The 15,792-nt window shown below is 55.6% G+C and carries 18 protein-coding genes; 15 read left to right on the top strand and 3 right to left on the bottom strand.

What is annotated here, in order from left to right:
- From AC01YT_RS12470 to AC01YT_RS12450, 5 genes are all read left to right on the top strand, one after another.
- On the top strand, positions 1 to 896 hold an 896-nt coding region (locus AC01YT_RS12470), incomplete at its 5' end, for a lysostaphin resistance A-like protein (protein ID WP_476675896.1).
- Positions 883 to 1,497, top strand: coding sequence for a helix-turn-helix domain-containing protein (locus AC01YT_RS12465; protein ID WP_476675894.1), 615 nt, complete (start codon positions 883 to 885; stop codon positions 1,495 to 1,497). The genes AC01YT_RS12470 and AC01YT_RS12465, both read left to right, overlap by 14 nt.
- Positions 1,460 to 2,395 (top strand): ABC transporter ATP-binding protein, encoded by a 936-nt coding sequence (locus AC01YT_RS12460; RefSeq protein WP_476675892.1) that lies wholly within the window; start codon positions 1,460 to 1,462, stop codon positions 2,393 to 2,395. The genes AC01YT_RS12465 and AC01YT_RS12460 overlap by 38 nt, the downstream gene beginning before the upstream one ends.
- Positions 2,396 to 2,397: 2 nt before the next feature.
- Entirely contained in the window at positions 2,398 to 3,186 is a 789-nt protein-coding gene (locus AC01YT_RS12455; protein ID WP_476675890.1) for an ABC transporter permease subunit, read from the top strand.
- A gap of 15 nt (positions 3,187 to 3,201) precedes the next feature.
- A complete protein-coding gene (locus AC01YT_RS12450; protein WP_476675888.1) occupies positions 3,202 to 3,987 on the top strand; it encodes a hypothetical protein in 786 nt (261 codons plus the stop codon).
- A 12-nt stretch (positions 3,988 to 3,999) separates the two neighbouring features.
- Here the strand turns inward: AC01YT_RS12450 and AC01YT_RS12445 are convergent, their stop codons facing one another.
- The 3 genes from AC01YT_RS12445 to AC01YT_RS12435 form a co-directional block, all read right to left on the bottom strand.
- Positions 4,000 to 4,698: a Rad52/Rad22 family DNA repair protein gene (locus AC01YT_RS12445; RefSeq protein WP_476675886.1), complete on the bottom strand. Its 699-nt coding sequence runs from the start codon at positions 4,696 to 4,698 to the stop codon at positions 4,000 to 4,002.
- Between the two features lie 195 nt (positions 4,699 to 4,893).
- Positions 4,894 to 5,124, bottom strand: a complete 231-nt coding sequence (locus AC01YT_RS12440) for a hypothetical protein (RefSeq protein WP_476675884.1) — start codon at positions 5,122 to 5,124, stop codon at positions 4,894 to 4,896.
- 45 nt (positions 5,125 to 5,169) lie between these two features.
- Positions 5,170 to 5,715 carry a flavin reductase family protein gene (locus AC01YT_RS12435; protein WP_476675882.1) on the bottom strand — a complete coding sequence of 182 codons (546 nt, stop codon included), beginning with the start codon at positions 5,713 to 5,715 and terminating at the stop codon, positions 5,170 to 5,172.
- A gap of 346 nt (positions 5,716 to 6,061) precedes the next feature.
- Here AC01YT_RS12435 and AC01YT_RS12430 point away from each other — a divergent pair, with 346 nt between their 5' ends.
- The 10 genes from AC01YT_RS12430 to AC01YT_RS12385 form a co-directional block, all read left to right on the top strand.
- Complete coding sequence (locus tag AC01YT_RS12430) at positions 6,062 to 6,691, top strand: hypothetical protein (protein WP_476675880.1); 630 nt, start codon at positions 6,062 to 6,064, stop codon at positions 6,689 to 6,691.
- Between the two features lie 91 nt (positions 6,692 to 6,782).
- On the top strand, positions 6,783 to 7,643 hold the full coding sequence (locus tag AC01YT_RS12425) for an energy-coupling factor transporter transmembrane component T family protein (RefSeq protein ID WP_476675878.1): 861 nt from the start codon (positions 6,783 to 6,785) through the stop codon (positions 7,641 to 7,643).
- Positions 7,644 to 7,654: 11 nt separating this feature from the next.
- Positions 7,655 to 8,521, top strand: coding sequence for an energy-coupling factor ABC transporter ATP-binding protein (locus AC01YT_RS12420; RefSeq protein ID WP_476675876.1), 867 nt, complete (start codon positions 7,655 to 7,657; stop codon positions 8,519 to 8,521).
- A gap of 13 nt (positions 8,522 to 8,534) precedes the next feature.
- Positions 8,535 to 9,374 (top strand): energy-coupling factor ABC transporter ATP-binding protein, encoded by an 840-nt coding sequence (locus tag AC01YT_RS12415; RefSeq protein ID WP_476675874.1) that lies wholly within the window; start codon positions 8,535 to 8,537, stop codon positions 9,372 to 9,374.
- A gap of 141 nt (positions 9,375 to 9,515) precedes the next feature.
- A complete protein-coding gene (locus tag AC01YT_RS12410) occupies positions 9,516 to 10,058 on the top strand; it encodes an RNA polymerase sigma factor (RefSeq protein ID WP_476675872.1) in 543 nt (180 codons plus the stop codon).
- Between the two features lie 18 nt (positions 10,059 to 10,076).
- Entirely contained in the window at positions 10,077 to 10,799 is a 723-nt protein-coding gene (locus AC01YT_RS12405) for a hypothetical protein (protein ID WP_476675870.1), read from the top strand.
- 360 nt (positions 10,800 to 11,159) lie between these two features.
- Positions 11,160 to 11,948, top strand: coding sequence for a YIP1 family protein (locus AC01YT_RS12400; RefSeq protein ID WP_476675868.1), 789 nt, complete (start codon positions 11,160 to 11,162; stop codon positions 11,946 to 11,948).
- 12 nt (positions 11,949 to 11,960) lie between these two features.
- Positions 11,961 to 12,701 (top strand): ABC transporter ATP-binding protein, encoded by a 741-nt coding sequence (locus AC01YT_RS12395; RefSeq protein WP_476675866.1) that lies wholly within the window; start codon positions 11,961 to 11,963, stop codon positions 12,699 to 12,701.
- Positions 12,698 to 14,476 (top strand): COG1361 S-layer family protein, encoded by a 1,779-nt coding sequence (locus AC01YT_RS12390; protein WP_476675864.1) that lies wholly within the window; start codon positions 12,698 to 12,700, stop codon positions 14,474 to 14,476. Before AC01YT_RS12395 ends, AC01YT_RS12390 begins: the two co-directional genes overlap by 4 nt.
- 18 nt (positions 14,477 to 14,494) lie before the next feature.
- The coding region (locus tag AC01YT_RS12385) for an ABC transporter permease (RefSeq protein WP_476675862.1) at positions 14,495 to 15,792 on the top strand (1,298 nt) is incomplete at its 3' end.

Below are 15,792 nucleotides of genomic sequence, written 5' to 3'. Positions count from 1 at the left end.
ATCGTCGACGGGTCTTTATTTTCATCCTCTTTGCCTTTGGGTTGGCCTGGGCCGTGGGTGGTGTGGTGGCCTTGACCGGTGGTCTGGTCCATAGTCCATCGCTACCCGGTGGGCTTAATCTGGCGGTAGTGCTCATCGCCACCGGTTACATGGGGGCCCCGGCACTGGCGCACGTGCTCACGCGCCTGGTGACCCGTGAGGGTTGGCATGACCTGTGGCTGCGGCCTCGTTTTCGGACCGCTTGGCGCACCTGGTTGATCGCTTGGTTTACTCCACTTTTGGCAACACTGGTCGGGGCCGCCGTGTTCTTCGCGCTCTTTCCGCAGTATTTTGATCCGGACTTACTGCAACTGCGGGTGGCCTTAGCGGGTAGCGGTCCTCTGGCGACGCTTAATCCCTGGCTCTTGGCTGGCCTGATGATGGTGCAAGCCATGCTGATCGCCACGATTATAAATAGCCTCTTCACGTTTGGCGAGGAATTTGGTTGGCGGGCCTACCTGTTGCAAAAACTCTTGCCCCTGGGTCCCCGCCGTGCTGCTTTGCTCAGTGGGATCATCTGGGGCGTGTGGCATGCACCGGTGATCGCCATGGGGCACAATTATGGCCTGGATTATCCCGGTTTTCCCTGGCTGGGAATCCTCACCATGACCTGGGCATGCGTGTTGCTGGGTGTTTTTTTCGCCTGGATTACCCTGCGCGGGCGGAGCGTCTGGCCGGCGGTGATCGCTCATGCCGTGATCAACGGCATCAGTGGACTGGCCCTGCTGGCGGTGCGGGGACAGCCCAACCCGGTGTTGGGGCCTCTTCCGGTGGCGCTGATCGGCTCCGCCGGGTGGTTGCTTATTGCAGTTTATCTTTTCTTCTTTGTGCGTTGGCCGGACGATGGCGTGGCGTAACCGTCTCGAACTGGTGTTGCATCCGGTGCGCCTGCGCTTGATCCTGGAATTGGTCAAAGGTGAGCGCACGGTGGACGACTTGCAGGCCGCCATTCCTGAGGTCTCGCGTCCCACCCTCTACCGCCATTTGAGACGTCTGGAAGAAGGCGGCCTGGTGCGAGTGGTGGGGCAGCGTGCCGTGCGGGGCACGGTGGAAAAATCGTACACCCTGGCGACCGAACAGTTGATTCTGGATCAAGCCACTATGGCTCACCTGAGCCGCGAGGAACACCTCGAGTTCTTTGTGACCTTTCTGAGCAGCCTGCTCGGGGATTATGCCCGTTACTTGGCAGCTCGCCCTGCCCCGGATTTGCAAGCCGATGGGGTGGGATTTCATCAACACGTGTTTTTCTTGAATGAGGCCGAGTTTCAGGACTTCGTGCGGGCGCTCAATCATGCCTTGCTTCCCTTTGCCCACAACCAAGCCGCACCTGGTCGTATTCCACGCCTGTTTGCGACGATCTTGATGCCTTTGGAGATCACTTCTAATTCTGAGATGGCGTTGGGAGGAGAAAAGAACCCTCATGAGGATCATTACCGAGAATCTGACCAAAATCTTTAACACCCGCCGTAATCAACTCCCCATTGTGGCGGTGGAGGAGCTCAACCTGGACATTCATCCCGGTGAAGTATTTGGTTTACTAGGTCCGAACGGCGCGGGTAAAACCACCACCGTGCGCATGTTGACCACCCTCATCGCGCCTACCGCAGGACAGGCCTTTATTGGACCCTGGAAGGTGGGACGGGACGATCGCCAAATTCGCCAATCGGTGGGACTGCTGACCGAGGCGCCGGGTATGTACGAAGCCCTCTCGGCCGAGAAGAATTTGACCATCTACGCCCGCCTTTACAACGTCCGCGATGTTAAAGGCCAGGTCGAGAAATATCTGCGCATGTTGGGATTGTGGGAGCGCCGTGCCGATCCGGTGGGAAGTTTTTCCAAAGGTATGCGCCAAAAACTGGCGATCGCCCGCGCACTTCTGCACGAACCGCAGGTGCTCTTCCTGGATGAGCCAACCAGCGGGCTGGATCCTGAGGCGGCGAAGCTGGTGCGCGATTTCATCGAGGAATTGGAGTCGGAAGGACGGACCATTGTCCTCTGTACCCACAACCTGGATGAGGCTGAACGGTTGTGCCATCGGGTGGCCATTTTCAAGACGCGCCTGATCGCTGTGGATACCCCTGAAAACCTGCGTAAGCGTTTGTTTGGGCGAAAAGTGGTTTTCCATCTGCGCCAGGTGCAGCCGCAGTGGGTGGAGTTGCTACGTTCCTTCCCCTTTGTGGAAGAGGTGAGCACCTTGGAGAACCGCATCGTCGTAGGGTTGCCGAACCCCGAAGAACAGAACCCTGTGTTGGTACGCCGCCTGGTAGAAGCGGGGGCAGAGATTCAATTTGTGGGTGAGTTACGTCACACGCTGGAAGACGTTTACCTGCGCACGTTGCAAGGGTTGGGAGAGTAGCCATGCATCACCTGCTCACAATCATTGATAAAGAATGGGCGGAAGTTTTTAAGAACAAAATCGTCTTTTTTACCCTGGTGTTCATGCCACTGTTGTTTACGGCTCTTCCCCTGATCAGTTTGCATTTTATGACCGGGGCAGTGCCCGAAGGGGCCGATGCCGCCGATGTGCCAGAAGCGTTCCTGCTGGCCTGTGGTACCCTCCCGGCGCGTGATTGTTTACAAATCTATGTGATTGACCAGTTCATGCTGCTGTACATGATGATGCCGCTGATCATCCCGATCACTATTGCGGCGTATAGCGTGGTGGGCGAGAAAACCACCCGCAGCCTGGAGCCCTTGCTGGCAACGCCGATTACCACGGAGACGTTGCTGGCTGGGAAGGCCCTGGCGGCAGTGATCCCAGCGCTCGCGGCTACCTGGGTGTGTTTCGGTATCTTTTTGTTGGCGCTGCCGCTGGTGGGGGCGGGTGAGGCAGCACGCGCCCATGCGCTGGGCCCGACCTGGTTGTTGGGCATTTTTGTCGCTGCGCCGCTGATGGCCGTGGCGGCAGTGAATTTTGCGCTGATGGTCTCTTCGCGCGTTAACGACCCCCGCGTGGCCGAGCAACTGGCGGCGGTATTAATCGTGCCCTTGCTGGCGCTCTTCTTCGCCCAGATTATCGGCTTTATCATCCTCAGCCCTTCGCTGATGTTGATCATGATTGCTGTTCTGCTTGTGCTGGATGTCGCTCTGATCTATCTGGGAGCGCGGTTGTTCCAGCGCGAGACAATCCTAACCCGTTGGCGCTAAGCCGGGAGGTCACCCATGAAGCCGGTTTGGACGTTGCGTAAATGGTACGTGCTTTTTAGCCTGCTTGTTGCGCTGGGCATCATGGCAGCTACGGCGACCCCACCGGTGACGTCTTATCGTTTGGGGCTACGACGTAACTTTGGTTATGGTGGGGGCAGCCAGATTCGCGGCGATTTCACGTTAAGTCTGGTGCCGGAAAGCGGCGTCAGCCAGGTCACATTCTTGATGGACGGTCAGCCTATGGCCACCCTCAACACGCCGCCGTTTCGGTTTCGCTTTAACACCGGCAATTATCCCCTGGGGTGGCACGAACTGAGTGCCGAGGTTGTGACCGCCGATGGACAGGTGTTTTATACCCCCACGCGGCGCATTGAATTCGTCAGTGCTGAGGTCGAGCGTCAGGCCATGGTGCGCATACTGGTGCCCCTGCTAGGGGGTGTGCTGGGGCTGATGGCACTGGGGATGGGTTTACAATTCCTCCTCTTGGGCCGCAAGTCGAGCCAACCCCTGCCCCTGGGTGCGCCGCGAAAGTACGGTCTGGTTGGCGGTGCCATTTGCCCGCACTGTAAGCGGGCGACCCCCTTGCACCTGTGGTCTATCACCCTTGGGGTGGGCCGCCTGGACCGCTGTGAGGCGTGTGGGCGATGGAGCGTGATGCGCCGCGCCACGCCAGCAGAGTTGGCGGCGGCTGAGCAGGCCGAACGCCAGCAAGCTGCACCCTCCGCGCCGGGGGTTGTTTCACCTCGGAGTGAGGAGGAACGCCTGCGCGAGTTGCTGGATCGGTCGCGTTATTTGGACTAGACGCCAATGTTGCTACTTTTCAGCCGGTTTCTCACTCTCTAAGATCTCGCGCGCGGCGGCTTGCAGACGTTCCTCGGCCGGAGTGCGCGGGCGGAAGACCTGCGCCAGCCACTTCAGCCAGCCAGCATCCACTTCACCCAGACGTTTGCCCTTGTAGCGCCCGAAGGGAATTACCTCCTCTTGAGGGGGTAGCACTGCGCCTGCCGGGGTCTCTGCAACCTCCGCGGGCATGGCTTCGGGCACGACTTCAGGGGCGGTCAGTTCATCGGGATGGCGTGCCCAATCTGGCAATTCGGGGGCGCTGATGATCGCGTGCCGTTTCTCATCGTAGTCGCACCACACTTGAGGCAGGCGATAGAGATAGCGCCCGAGGCCGAAATCGGAGCAGGCCCGCTTAAATCCCTGGGCGTAGGCTGTGGTGAAGGCGTTCTCATCGTCCAGGGAGGCCTCACCTACGTTGACCCGGGTGATCCCGGCAATGGTCAGGGAGACAATAGCCGCCACCTTCTTCTCGGTCATCACGAATTGCACCGAGGAGGTCCATTGGGGAAAGACCTTATCCAGGCGGTCTTCATAATCGCGCATATCCACGTAGGCGGCGGCCAGGGCGCGCTTCTTATCCGCGCTCAGGGCTTGCGGTTTCCATTCAATGGAGGTGCTATGAAATGGTACCGCTAATTCACTCAGAATCTGTTCAAAGGTTTTGGGCATTGTGACCTCCATCTCCTATGTTCTTCGAGGTCGGTTATCGGTTGTTTTCCTTACTAAATCATAGCATAGAATGTAGCAACGGGGTGAATGAAAAAGGTGAATGATCCGTCCTGCAGTATAGAGAGCAAATTTATAGGCGGATTAAAGCAGAAAACCCCTCGGGATGAGGGGTAGTGTGGAGTAGCCTTTTATCAGTTAGGGGTTTTGTTCGAAAGGATCGTAAAGCGGGTTGGTGCCCGCCCACACGCAGGTCATATGATCCCAGAAGTTGCATTCCAGACCGCGCGAGCAGCGCTTGGAGATCAATCGTGGGGGCTGATCCGGCAACACCTCGGAGGGGTAGGCCATCTGGGCTTCCAGGGCTACCTCGCACCCGGCCCGCTCACAAAACTTCACCTTTAAAACTTCCCATCGCCGTTCCGCCATCGCTGCCTCCCAACAGATTTTGCCTATAAGTAACCGTTACCTTGTTTAGATTATACTATGGGCGCGAAGCGTCAAGGGATTTTTTTTTCGCCTTTTTGGTCTTGGCTTAAACCGCCACCGCTCACCCAGCGTGGCAAAGTCATGAAACCCCAGGAAGAGAATGGGGCGCTCCTTGGCCTCCGGTTCCCCTTCGGCATGAATCACATCCCCTATAAACACAATATGATCCCCTTCCAATGGCAATTCATGCACCCGAAGTTCAAAAACGGCGAGGGAATGCTCGGGCAGTTTTGTGGTTACCAGGTGTCGCGCGGGGCGAAGTGAAATACCCAAATGTTGGGCTTTGGAAACTTGGCGACCACTTAAATATCCAGCCTGGACTATCCAGGCACGTTCTTCCCACGGTAGAAAACACAATGCCGCTTCGCCCTTCTCGCGTAAAAGGGTTAGTGTGTAATTTTTCTTATCTACGGCGAAAAGAAACCGGAACGGGGTTTTTGAGATGGGCGTCCACCAGGCGATGGGTATAAAATTCTCGCCCACTGCCAGCAGGGCTAGATGCATGGGATAGAACCATGAGGTATATTGCATAGTTTTATTTTCTCAACTTACTGGTTATGAAGTACAGGATGTATAACCTTTTCCAAAACCTATTAGCGGAGTCCGGGTTTCGGGATACATGTCATCCCTTCGTCAGACATCTGACATTCACTGCTTGAAATACCGGGTAAAGTTTTCTATAATATCCTAAAGGGGGAAGAGCGAGTACATTTTCATACCCATCCTCAACCCCGGAGGAGGTGGTGCGGCGCCAACAATAATTCAATCAGTCCCTATTCTAGCCTTTTCTCTTCCCTTTGATCATTGTCCTCTCATGGTTCCCACCTGGTCATTCTTTCGTGACCTGAACAAACCCATACTTTTCAGGAGGTATTCCATGGCTACGGCTTCTCCCAAGGACTTAACGACTGAACAAATCTGGACGGTTCAGCCCGGTGAACGCCGTTCGGTGGGCGTTATTCATATTGTCATTTTGGCCCTGCTGATCGGCATTGGTTTCGTCGTCGGTGCCTTTGGTAGTATTTCTTTCCCTCTTGGCTTTGGGGTTAATTTCTTCTGGACCGGCATCGCCGTGCAGCAGGTCGGTGGTATCTGGTTCGGCGGTTGGGGTGTGCTGGCCGGTGCGATTTTCCCCTTCTTCTCCAATGCGATTGCCGGCACGCCATTTTACGTCTCACTGGGTTATGTGCCGGCCAATGCGGTGCAGGCGTTCCTCCCAGCCTGGGCGTTTCGCTATTTCAAGGCCGACCCGCGCCTGAAGAGCGGTCGTGATTACCTCATCCTCTTCCTTTCAATGTTGGTCGCGAACGCCTTCGGTGCGCTGTGGTCACCATTGGTTGTGCTGCGCGGCTTTGGCTTGCTGACCACCGAATCGGTGCCGCTGTTTGTGTGGGGGTGGTTCGGCGGCAACATGGTTGCGGGCATCGTTTTCAATTTCATCCTGCTTAAAGCGCTTTCGGGGGTGGTCATTCGCACCCCGGCGTTCGTGAAGCGGTGGTGGGCTTAGTCGGTTGCCGTTTGCGGCAGACACGGGATGGGGCAGGGGATGCCCCATCCCGTCTATTGAGACGCATTCATGTCGAAAGGCGAGAAGGCTTATGAATAAAACCATGCTGGGCTATGTGCCCAAAGAGTCACCGATTTACGCCGTACATCCCTTCGTCAAGTTATATTTCTTGCTCATCGTTAGTCTGTTTCCCATGTTTGTAGCGGCGCCAGAATGGAATTTTTTCCTTTTGGTATTTATTCTGGCGCTTATGGTGATCAGCCGTGTGGATATTCGGATTGTGCGCATTTATATCCCGGTGGCGATTTCAATGGGGAGCATCATCTTAATTTCCTACACCATCCTAGGGGGACGCCATCCGGAGTTTCAGGTCATCTTTAACCTGTTTGGCCTGCCGATTTATTGGGAACGGGTGCGGGATGCGCTGGTCGTATATTTCCGCATTTTACCCATGATTGCTACGATGGTGTTCTTTCTCAGCACGTCGCGCGAGCGCGACATCATTGTCGCCATGCGCACCATCCGCTTGCCCTTCGTGGTGACCTACATTTTTGCCATGGCCTTGCGCGCGGCCGGAATGGTGTTAGAAGATTTTCAAATCGTCCGCCAAGCCGAGCAAGCCCGCGGGTTTGACACGACCGGTAAACCACTTACTTATAAGATTCGTAAGTACATTATGTATATGATTCCCTTATTTGCGCTTTCGTTACGCCGTTCCGAGGAATTCACCAATGCGCTGGTAGCACGGGGTTATGCCTTCACTGGTGAGGCGAGCCGTGTCAAGCGAGCCGATTATATTTTGACCCATTATTCCTTCAAACCTCATGATGCGGTCTTTACCGCCCTTATTACTCTGGCGTTTGTGGCGCTTCTGGTGGCGCGCTATGGGTTAAACTACTTCGGTTTGGATGATTCCTGGTTTATCCGGTGGTTGCACGCTGTCTTGTCTTGAAGGAGGCTATGGTGTCGGCGATCATCGAAATCCGTGATTACACTTGGCAGTATCTGAATACCGAAAAGCCTGCCCTGGATGCGATCAGCCTGGATATTTATGAGGGTGAATTTGTGGGAATTATCGGCCCGAATGGGGCAGGAAAAACCACCCTGGCGCTTTCTATGGATGGTTTGATTCCCGGTCAATACCACGGGGTTAAGCAGGGCACGGTCAAGGTGATGGGCAAAGAGGTCGAGGATTACCCGCGTGGCCAGTTGCAGCGTCAGGTGGGGGTGGTGTTTTCCGATCCCGAAGCCCAATTTACCGCCATGACAGTTGAAGACGAACTGGTATTCGGGTTGGAAAACCTCGGCTTAAGCATTCCCGAGATTCGCGAACGCTTGGAGTGGGTGACCGAACTGACGGCGCTCAAACCCCTACTCCTCAAACCCCCCTATGAAATTTCCGGAGGGCAGAAACAGCGTGTAGCACTAGCAGCCGTGCTCGCAATGATGCCCAAGGTGATGGTGTTGGATGAGCCCACCTCTATGCTTGACCCGATCAGTCGCAAGCGCATCTTTGAGGTTCTGGGGCGGCTAAAACAAGAACAGCACAATACGGTTATCGTCATCGAGCACAGCCTGGAGAACCTGATCCCGCTCGCCGATCGCATGATCCTGCTTTCGGAAGGCAAAGTCGCTTTACAAGCACCGACGCGCGAATTTTTCCAGGAAATTGCCTTTTTGCTGGAGAAGGGGATCTACCCACCGGAGGCGATGCAGTTCTTTTACCGTTTAGTCCAAAGAGGATGGTACGACGGCGACCTCCCAATTACCCTGGATGAGGCCGCGGCTAAGTTGGAGGCGATATTGATGCCTCATCATTCCACACGTTGATCAAAAGGTGACCATGAACGCACCACAACCCTATATTCGCGTTATTAACCTCACTTATGACTACCCGGATGGCACGCGTGCTCTCGCCGATGTGAATCTCGACATCTATGAGGGTGAGTTTATCGCGCTCATCGGGCAAAATGGATCCGGAAAAACCACCCTTTCAAAGTGCCTGAACGGTTTACTCAAACCCACCCGGGGTGATGTGATTGTGGATGGGCTGAATTCTAAAACCACCCCCATCGTGCAAATGGTCAAACGGGTGGGTTATGTGTTCCAAAACCCGGATCATCAACTCTTTAACAGCACCTGCTGGGATGAGATTGCTTACGGACCGCGTAACATCCTTTTACCCGAGGCTGAGGTCAAAGAACGGGTGATTGAAGCCGCGCGGGTGGTTGGCCTGGCAGAGGCCTACTTTGATTCGCATCCTTTCTTCCTTTCCAAGGGACTGCGCCAGCGGGTGGCAATTGCCTCCATTTTGGCACTGCGCCCCAAGGTGATCATTGTAGATGAACCCACCACCGGCCAGGATTCACGCCAATCTTTTGAGATCATGGATTTTCTTAAAGACCTTAACGAGAATCACGGTCATACCATTATCATCATCACTCATGATATGCCCATTGTCGCGCACTATGCCCGCCGTGTGGTGGTGATGGGGCTGGGGCAGGTATTGGCCGATGGGCCGACCGCCGAGGTATTCAAACAGACCGAGGTTTTGGCCAGGACGCATCTGGAACCCCCGCAGATCACTCAATTGGCCCAGCGCTGCCAACATTTGGGGTTCGACCCGGGCACGCTGACGGTGGAGCAGATGTTGACGCAGTTTCAGCGATTAAGTAAGGCCTGAGCCGTATTGATCAAGCACTGATTGTTTACCCGAGAGGGCGCTGGAACGCTTGTGCCCTCTCGTTTTTCATGGTTTTTCCCAACCTTTTGTTTGGTTAGGGATATTAATTTATAGAAACATCTTTTAGAAGGAGCACACCGCGTGGAAGAAACTGAAGCCCTTGAATGCTTGAAGAGAGGCGATATCAATGGTTTGGAGCTGTTGGTCAAACGTTACCAGATCAAGGCCCTACGTGTGGCCTATCTTATCGTGCGTGACCGCCAGTTAGCCGAGGATATTGTTGAAGAGGCCTTCTTGCGTGTTTTTGACTGTATTCACCAGTTTGACTCCACGCGGGCCTTTGAGCCGTGGTTTCTTAAGATTGTGATTAACATGGCGCGGCGCGCTGTCGGTCAGCGCAAGCGTCACGTTTTCTGGGGAGAGGAAGGTTATCAAAGGCTTACTCGAAACCCAGGGCCTGATATTCGCACTTTGGAAGAAAACATCGAGCGCGCCGATTTGTTACAGGCCCTATGGCTGGCGTTAGGTAGGCTTGATGTGGATCAGCGTGCAGCCCTGGTTCAACGTTACTACCTGGGTCTAAGCGAGGTCGAAATTGCCTCTCGCGCCCAATCGCCCCTAGGGACCATTAAGTGGCGGCTTCACATGGCGCGTAAGTTCCTGCGTCATCTACTACAATCGTAGAGAAAGAAGGAGGTTTTTATGGAAGAGAGAGGATCACCACTTGGAAAGGTACTCTCTGAGCTGGCGGAACAGGGGATTCCTGAAACGGCTGACTTGTGGCCCCGCATTCGTGATCGTTTGAGTTCCCGTCCTATTCTGGATCGTCTCAAGAGGAGTACCATGGTGGCATTACGAGGTTGGTCGATTCCCATCGTTGCCGGGGTTATCCTGCTGATAGGGCTGATGCTCGGCCTGACCAATGCACAGGCTGCGGCTTCCTTTATCGCTCGCATTATTGAGCGAGACGAGCGTGTGAGGACAATTGATTTGGACAAGGGAATTCAACTCAACAAATCCCAGACAATCCAAGATGTGACCGTTACCTTGGCCGTGGTCCATAGTAACAACGAGTACCTCATTCTCGAATATGCCGTTCAGAGCCCATCCGGGCAACGTTATGAGCCCCGCGATGAACGTCTGCTTGGAACGACATGCTATATCTGGGATGGCACCTATGGATTTGATGAGGATACCCGTTTCCTTCACCTCAACCTTCCGGCACGGGAAACCGGCTATCTCGCGATTTTTAGGAATAAATGTCCCTTCCCTCCTAAACGGTTGCACTTTGAGGTCTATGTGCAAGAGGTCGTCGTTCCTTCTTATGTGCCGCCCGATGTAAATGGAAGCCAGGTGTTAGAGCCCGTCCCGGCAAGCCATACGATTGGTCCCTTTGAATTCAGCATAGAAGTACCTGCTAGCTAAGCTGCTTAGATCCCTGTAATTCACGGGCACTTGCTTTAGAAATTCCTTAAGGCAAGTGCCTATATCTTTTAGCCTGCTATTTAGACTGGGTGCTATTACGAATGTTGGGTTCAAATGGGGAACGATTGCTCGCAAGCAAGAGAGATAGCGAGGACGCTAATGTAGCAGTATTATGTAGTAGAAAGCACGTCCCATGAAAGCCCCTTTCTATATAGAATTTGCTTCCACACAACTTGTTTAGAGAGGGTTACAATTACCCCGGGACATAAAATATGGGAACTTCTAAAGGGGGGGAAACGTCAAATAAAAATGAATGCTCTGTTTGGCAAACACAGATTTTTGCTGCTCCGAGGTGATGTGATGACCGATACCGAAACGCTTTCGCCCCCCGCTGACGTTGCTCCCCGCCGCTGGCATTTTGCCTTTCTTCTGAGTATTCTATTCCGCCCGCGCCGCACCTTGCTTGCCTTGCGCGAGCAGGAAAATGCCACCTGGCTCACTCCTATGGTAGTGCTGACGCTGTTGGCACTGGTGCTGGCATTGGCTGGCGCACCAGTGCGCCAGCAACAGGCGCAGATTATCCCCGAACCTCCGCCGGACTTTCAGTACTGGCCACAAGAACAGCAACAACAGTATTTCCAGGCCCAGCAACAGCGAGCGAATCCACTCTTTGTTTTTATCTTTCCCGCGCTGGCAAATTTGGCTGCAGTCTGGCTGCCTTGGCTGATCTTAAGCAGCCTGCTCCACCTGGCGCTGACGCTCGGCGGCAGCCGCGGCAACGGGGTGACCACGTTCAATTTAGTGGCATGGAGCAGCGTACCGCTAGCGCTACGTTTCCTGGTCCAGAGTATTGCCATAGTGGTGACGCGCCAACCGATTACCACGCCCGGTCTCTCTGGCTTCATTCCGAGCGATGCAACCGGATTGGCCCTTTTTGCGCGGGCAACACTGGCTCAGATTGATCTATATTGGCTCTGGATGGTTATACTCTTGTTAATGGGTGTGCCGCTCTTTTCGGGGCTCCAACGTGTCAAAGCCTGGGGGTTGGCCCTGCTTGTTATTCTGCTGACCTTAGCATTGCAGGCTCTGCCGAGCTATTTTACGGCACGATTGGGTAATCTGTTTGTGACGCGCCCTTTTTTCTTCTAGTCGGTCAGGCGCATGGATAACAGCATTCTGATCACGATCCGCGGCTTGCGCAAGGTGTACCCTATGGGGCGCCAGCAGGCGGTGCAGGCTCTCGCCGGGGTGGATCTGGACATCCCTGCCGGGAGTTTTACCGTCGTGATGGGGCCTTCTGGCTCGGGCAAATCCACCTTGCTACATCTGATCGGGGGATTGGATCGCCCTACCGCGGGCAGCATTCAAGTCAACGGGCAGCGCCTGGAAACACTGGATGAAAATCAGTTGGCTGAATACCGGCGCAAGATGGTGGGGTTTATCTTCCAGGCGTTCAATCTGGTTTCTTCGATGACGGCACTGGAAAATGTGGCTTTCCCATTGCGTTTTTCAGGGGTGCCGCCGGCGCGCCGCCGCCAGATTGCGCTCAACCTCTTGCGTCAGGTGGGGCTGGAGAACCGTGCCCACCACCGCCCAACCGAACTTTCGGGCGGGCAGCAGCAGCGGGTGGCCATTGCTCGTGCCCTGGTGCATCAACCGCGCATCATCCTGGCCGATGAGCCAACCGGTAACCTGGATACGGCCAGCGGCTATAGCATCATGCAGTTGCTCTCGGAACTGCATCGCGCCGGCCACACCATTATCGTGGTAACCCACGACACCCGCATGCACCGCTTTGCCACTCACTTGGTCTATTTGCTGGACGGGCGGGTGGTAAGTCGCGAAGACTATGAAGCCGCGGCCAATTTTGCCGCACTTACCCAAGGAGGACCTGAAAGATGAAGCATTGGCACTACTTTCGTTTGGGCTTGATTCTGGCGCTGGTGGGTCTGGTTTTAGCACCTGCTTATGTCATTTACGCTCAGAGTGGCTCACTCACCATTACGCCCGATGCTACACAGAAAGATGGACAAGTGGGTAGTGTGGTCTTCTATACCCTTGCGGTTAGTAATACTGGTGCTACCAATGTAAGCCTCAAAGTGGTCACTCAAGGTTTGAATGACTGGCCGGTAACCACAGATCCGCTCACGTTTACATTGGCCGCGAGTGAAAGCCGGAATGTCATTGTAGCGGTGGCAGTTCCGGCTACAACTACAAATGGCGCCACCGAAGTAACCACGGTTCAGTTTTTAGAGGCAACGACTAATACCGGGCTGGGAAGTGTGGCTCTGACCACTCGTGCCATTGTTCCACCTACGGCGACCTTGCCACCTAGTGGGCGCCCGTTGGTGGTTATGGAATCCTATGGCATCGAAGAAGGTGGCCCGATTGCGCCGGGGCAGGACTTCGGCCTGCGCCTGCGTATGGCCAACGTGGGGCGCAGTGCCGCGCGGGATATCATCTTCACTTTCAGCGGCGAGGGCTTTTTGCCTCTCAACACGGGGGGTGTGCGCACCTTGAGCAGTCTGGCGCCCGAGGAACGACTGGATGTGGTGCAGCGTTTTCTGGCCAGCCCTACTCTGAGCGGCAGCCTGGCGACGATTACGGTGAATGTAACCTATAACGACCCCGCTGGCACGGCCTATACCACGACCCTCACGGTGACGATTGACCTGAAACCGCCGTCCTATGCCGCCGGCCTGGCGCGACCGACTGCCACGCCGACGGCCATCAGCCGACCCCAATTGGTTGTGATGGGCTATCGCAGTGATGTGGACCCGCTCCAACCCGGCTCCATCTTCACCCTTGACCTGGAAATCGAGAACCTGGGTAGTAGCAACGCGCGCAATGTGGTGATGATCCTGGGTGGAGGGAACCTTAGCGGTGATAGTGGCGGCACGCCGGCGCCGGGTGGGGTCTCGGCCAGCGGTAGCGACCTCTCAACCTTTGCCCCGTTAGGGAGTTCTAACATCATTTACCTCGGCAATGTGCCGCTGGGGCAGGCGCTTAAGACCAGCACCCAGTTGATCGTCAATGTCAATGCCAACCCCGGCGCTTATCCGTTCAAAATCTCCTTTGTCTACGATGATGAAAAGGGCAATCGCCAGGTCAACGACCAGGTGATTACCCTGCTCGTGTATTCGTTGCCCCAAGTAGAGGTTGGCTTTTACCGCGATCCGGGGTTCTTCCAAGCCGGTATGCCTGCCGTGTTGCCCTTACAGGTCACTAACCTGGGGCGCAAATCGGCTGTGTTGGGGAACATGAAGGTCACCGCCGAAAATGCAGAGTTGAGCAACAATGTTTCTCTGGTCGGCGCACTGGAGCCGGGCGGCTATTTCACCCTGGATGTGAACTTCACGCCTTACCAGGCCGGGCCGCAGGACATCACGGTGACCATTACCTACACGGATGACTTCAACCAGCCGCGCAGTATTATCCAAACCCTGACCGTGGACGTGATGGAAGCACCGGTGATGGAGACGCCGATGTTCCCCGGTGAGGGTGGGTTGCCAGCGGAACCTACCGCCCCGGAGACCTTCTGGGATGTTCTCTGGCGTTTCATCAAGGGCCTCTTGGGTTTGGGCAGTGGTCGCCCTCAGCCCACGCCGATCAGCCCTGAAATGCCCCCCGGTGAGGTGCCGGTTCCGGTGCCGGTTGGGCCGGGCGGCAAAGGTTAGTGTGGTGTGGAGTAAAGAATGCGCTTCGGTGATTTACTCAGTCTGGTGCTCTATAATTTAGGACGGCGCAAGGGCCGGGTCGCCCTGACTACTCTGGGGGTAATCATCGGCACGGCAGCGGTGATTTTATTGGTCTCGCTCGGGCTGGGATTGCAGCGCAATGCCACCAGTCAGTTGTGGGGCATCAGCGATTTGCGCCGGATTGAGGTGTATCCCAATTACGGTGGGGGCGAGGGTGGCCCGATGGTGGTCGCAATTGAACCGGGTGGAAAGGGGGGGACTTCTAGTGGGCAGAAACTGCTCACCCCGGCCGCCATTGAAGAAATCCGCGCTCTGGAAGGCGTGGAATATGTCATTCCGCGCAATTGGGTGGGGGTAAGCGCCGTACTCAAGGTTGGTCGGTTGGAAAACTATCCATCCCTATTGGCCGTTGATACTGACGACTTGGCGATCTTCGACTATCCGCTCGAGGCGGGGACGACTCGCCTGGAACGGGGTACGGCCATTATCGGCAGTTGGGCGGCGCGTCAGTTCTACGACCCGCGTCAGCGTCCCGGCCAGGAGCCGCCGCCACAGCCGGAGTTGCTCAATCAGCAAGTGCGCCTGGTGTTGCAAAAGTGGACTCAGGATGGCCAGGTCATCACCAAAACGGTCAACCTGCGAATTGTGGGCATTCTGGCCGAGAGCCGCAGCGAGGCGGATGGGGCGTTATTTGTGCGCATGGATGAAGCTACCGCGTGGGAGGAATGGGCGCGCGGGCAGCGCATCAACCGTAACCGAGAGGGCTACAACATGCTGGTCGTCCGTGCCCGCGATCCCGACAAAGTACTAGAACTAGCAGATCAAATTAATGCGATGGGGTTCATGGCTTCCACGCCCCAATCCTTTGTCCAGGGGATCAACAATTTCTATCTCGTCTTGCAATTGATCTTTGGCGGGGTGGGAGCGATTGCGTTGCTGGTGGCGGCCATCGGTATTGCCAATACCATGACCATGGCTATCCTGGAGCGTACGCGTGAGATTGGCTTGATGAAAGCATTAGGAGCGACCAACCGCGACGTCCTGAGCATTTTCCTGGGTGAAGCGGCGGGAATCGGCTTCCTGGGTGGTTTAGGTGGCGTTCTCATCGGTTGGTTGGGCAGTGCCATGCTAAATGTGGTGGCGGTGACCTATCTTTCCAGCCAGAGCCAAGGCGGTCCTCCGATGACCGCAGCCACGTTCACTCCGCTGTGGTTGCCCTTGTTCGCACTGGCTTTCGCCACCCTGATTGGGCTGATCTCTGGGCTTTATCCGGCCCTGCGCGCCGCGACCCTGGT

It is taken from the genome of Thermanaerothrix sp., assembly GCF_056331585.1.
The sequence above is the reverse complement of the archived record's forward strand: the minus strand, read 5'-3'. Positions and strand labels throughout refer to the sequence as shown.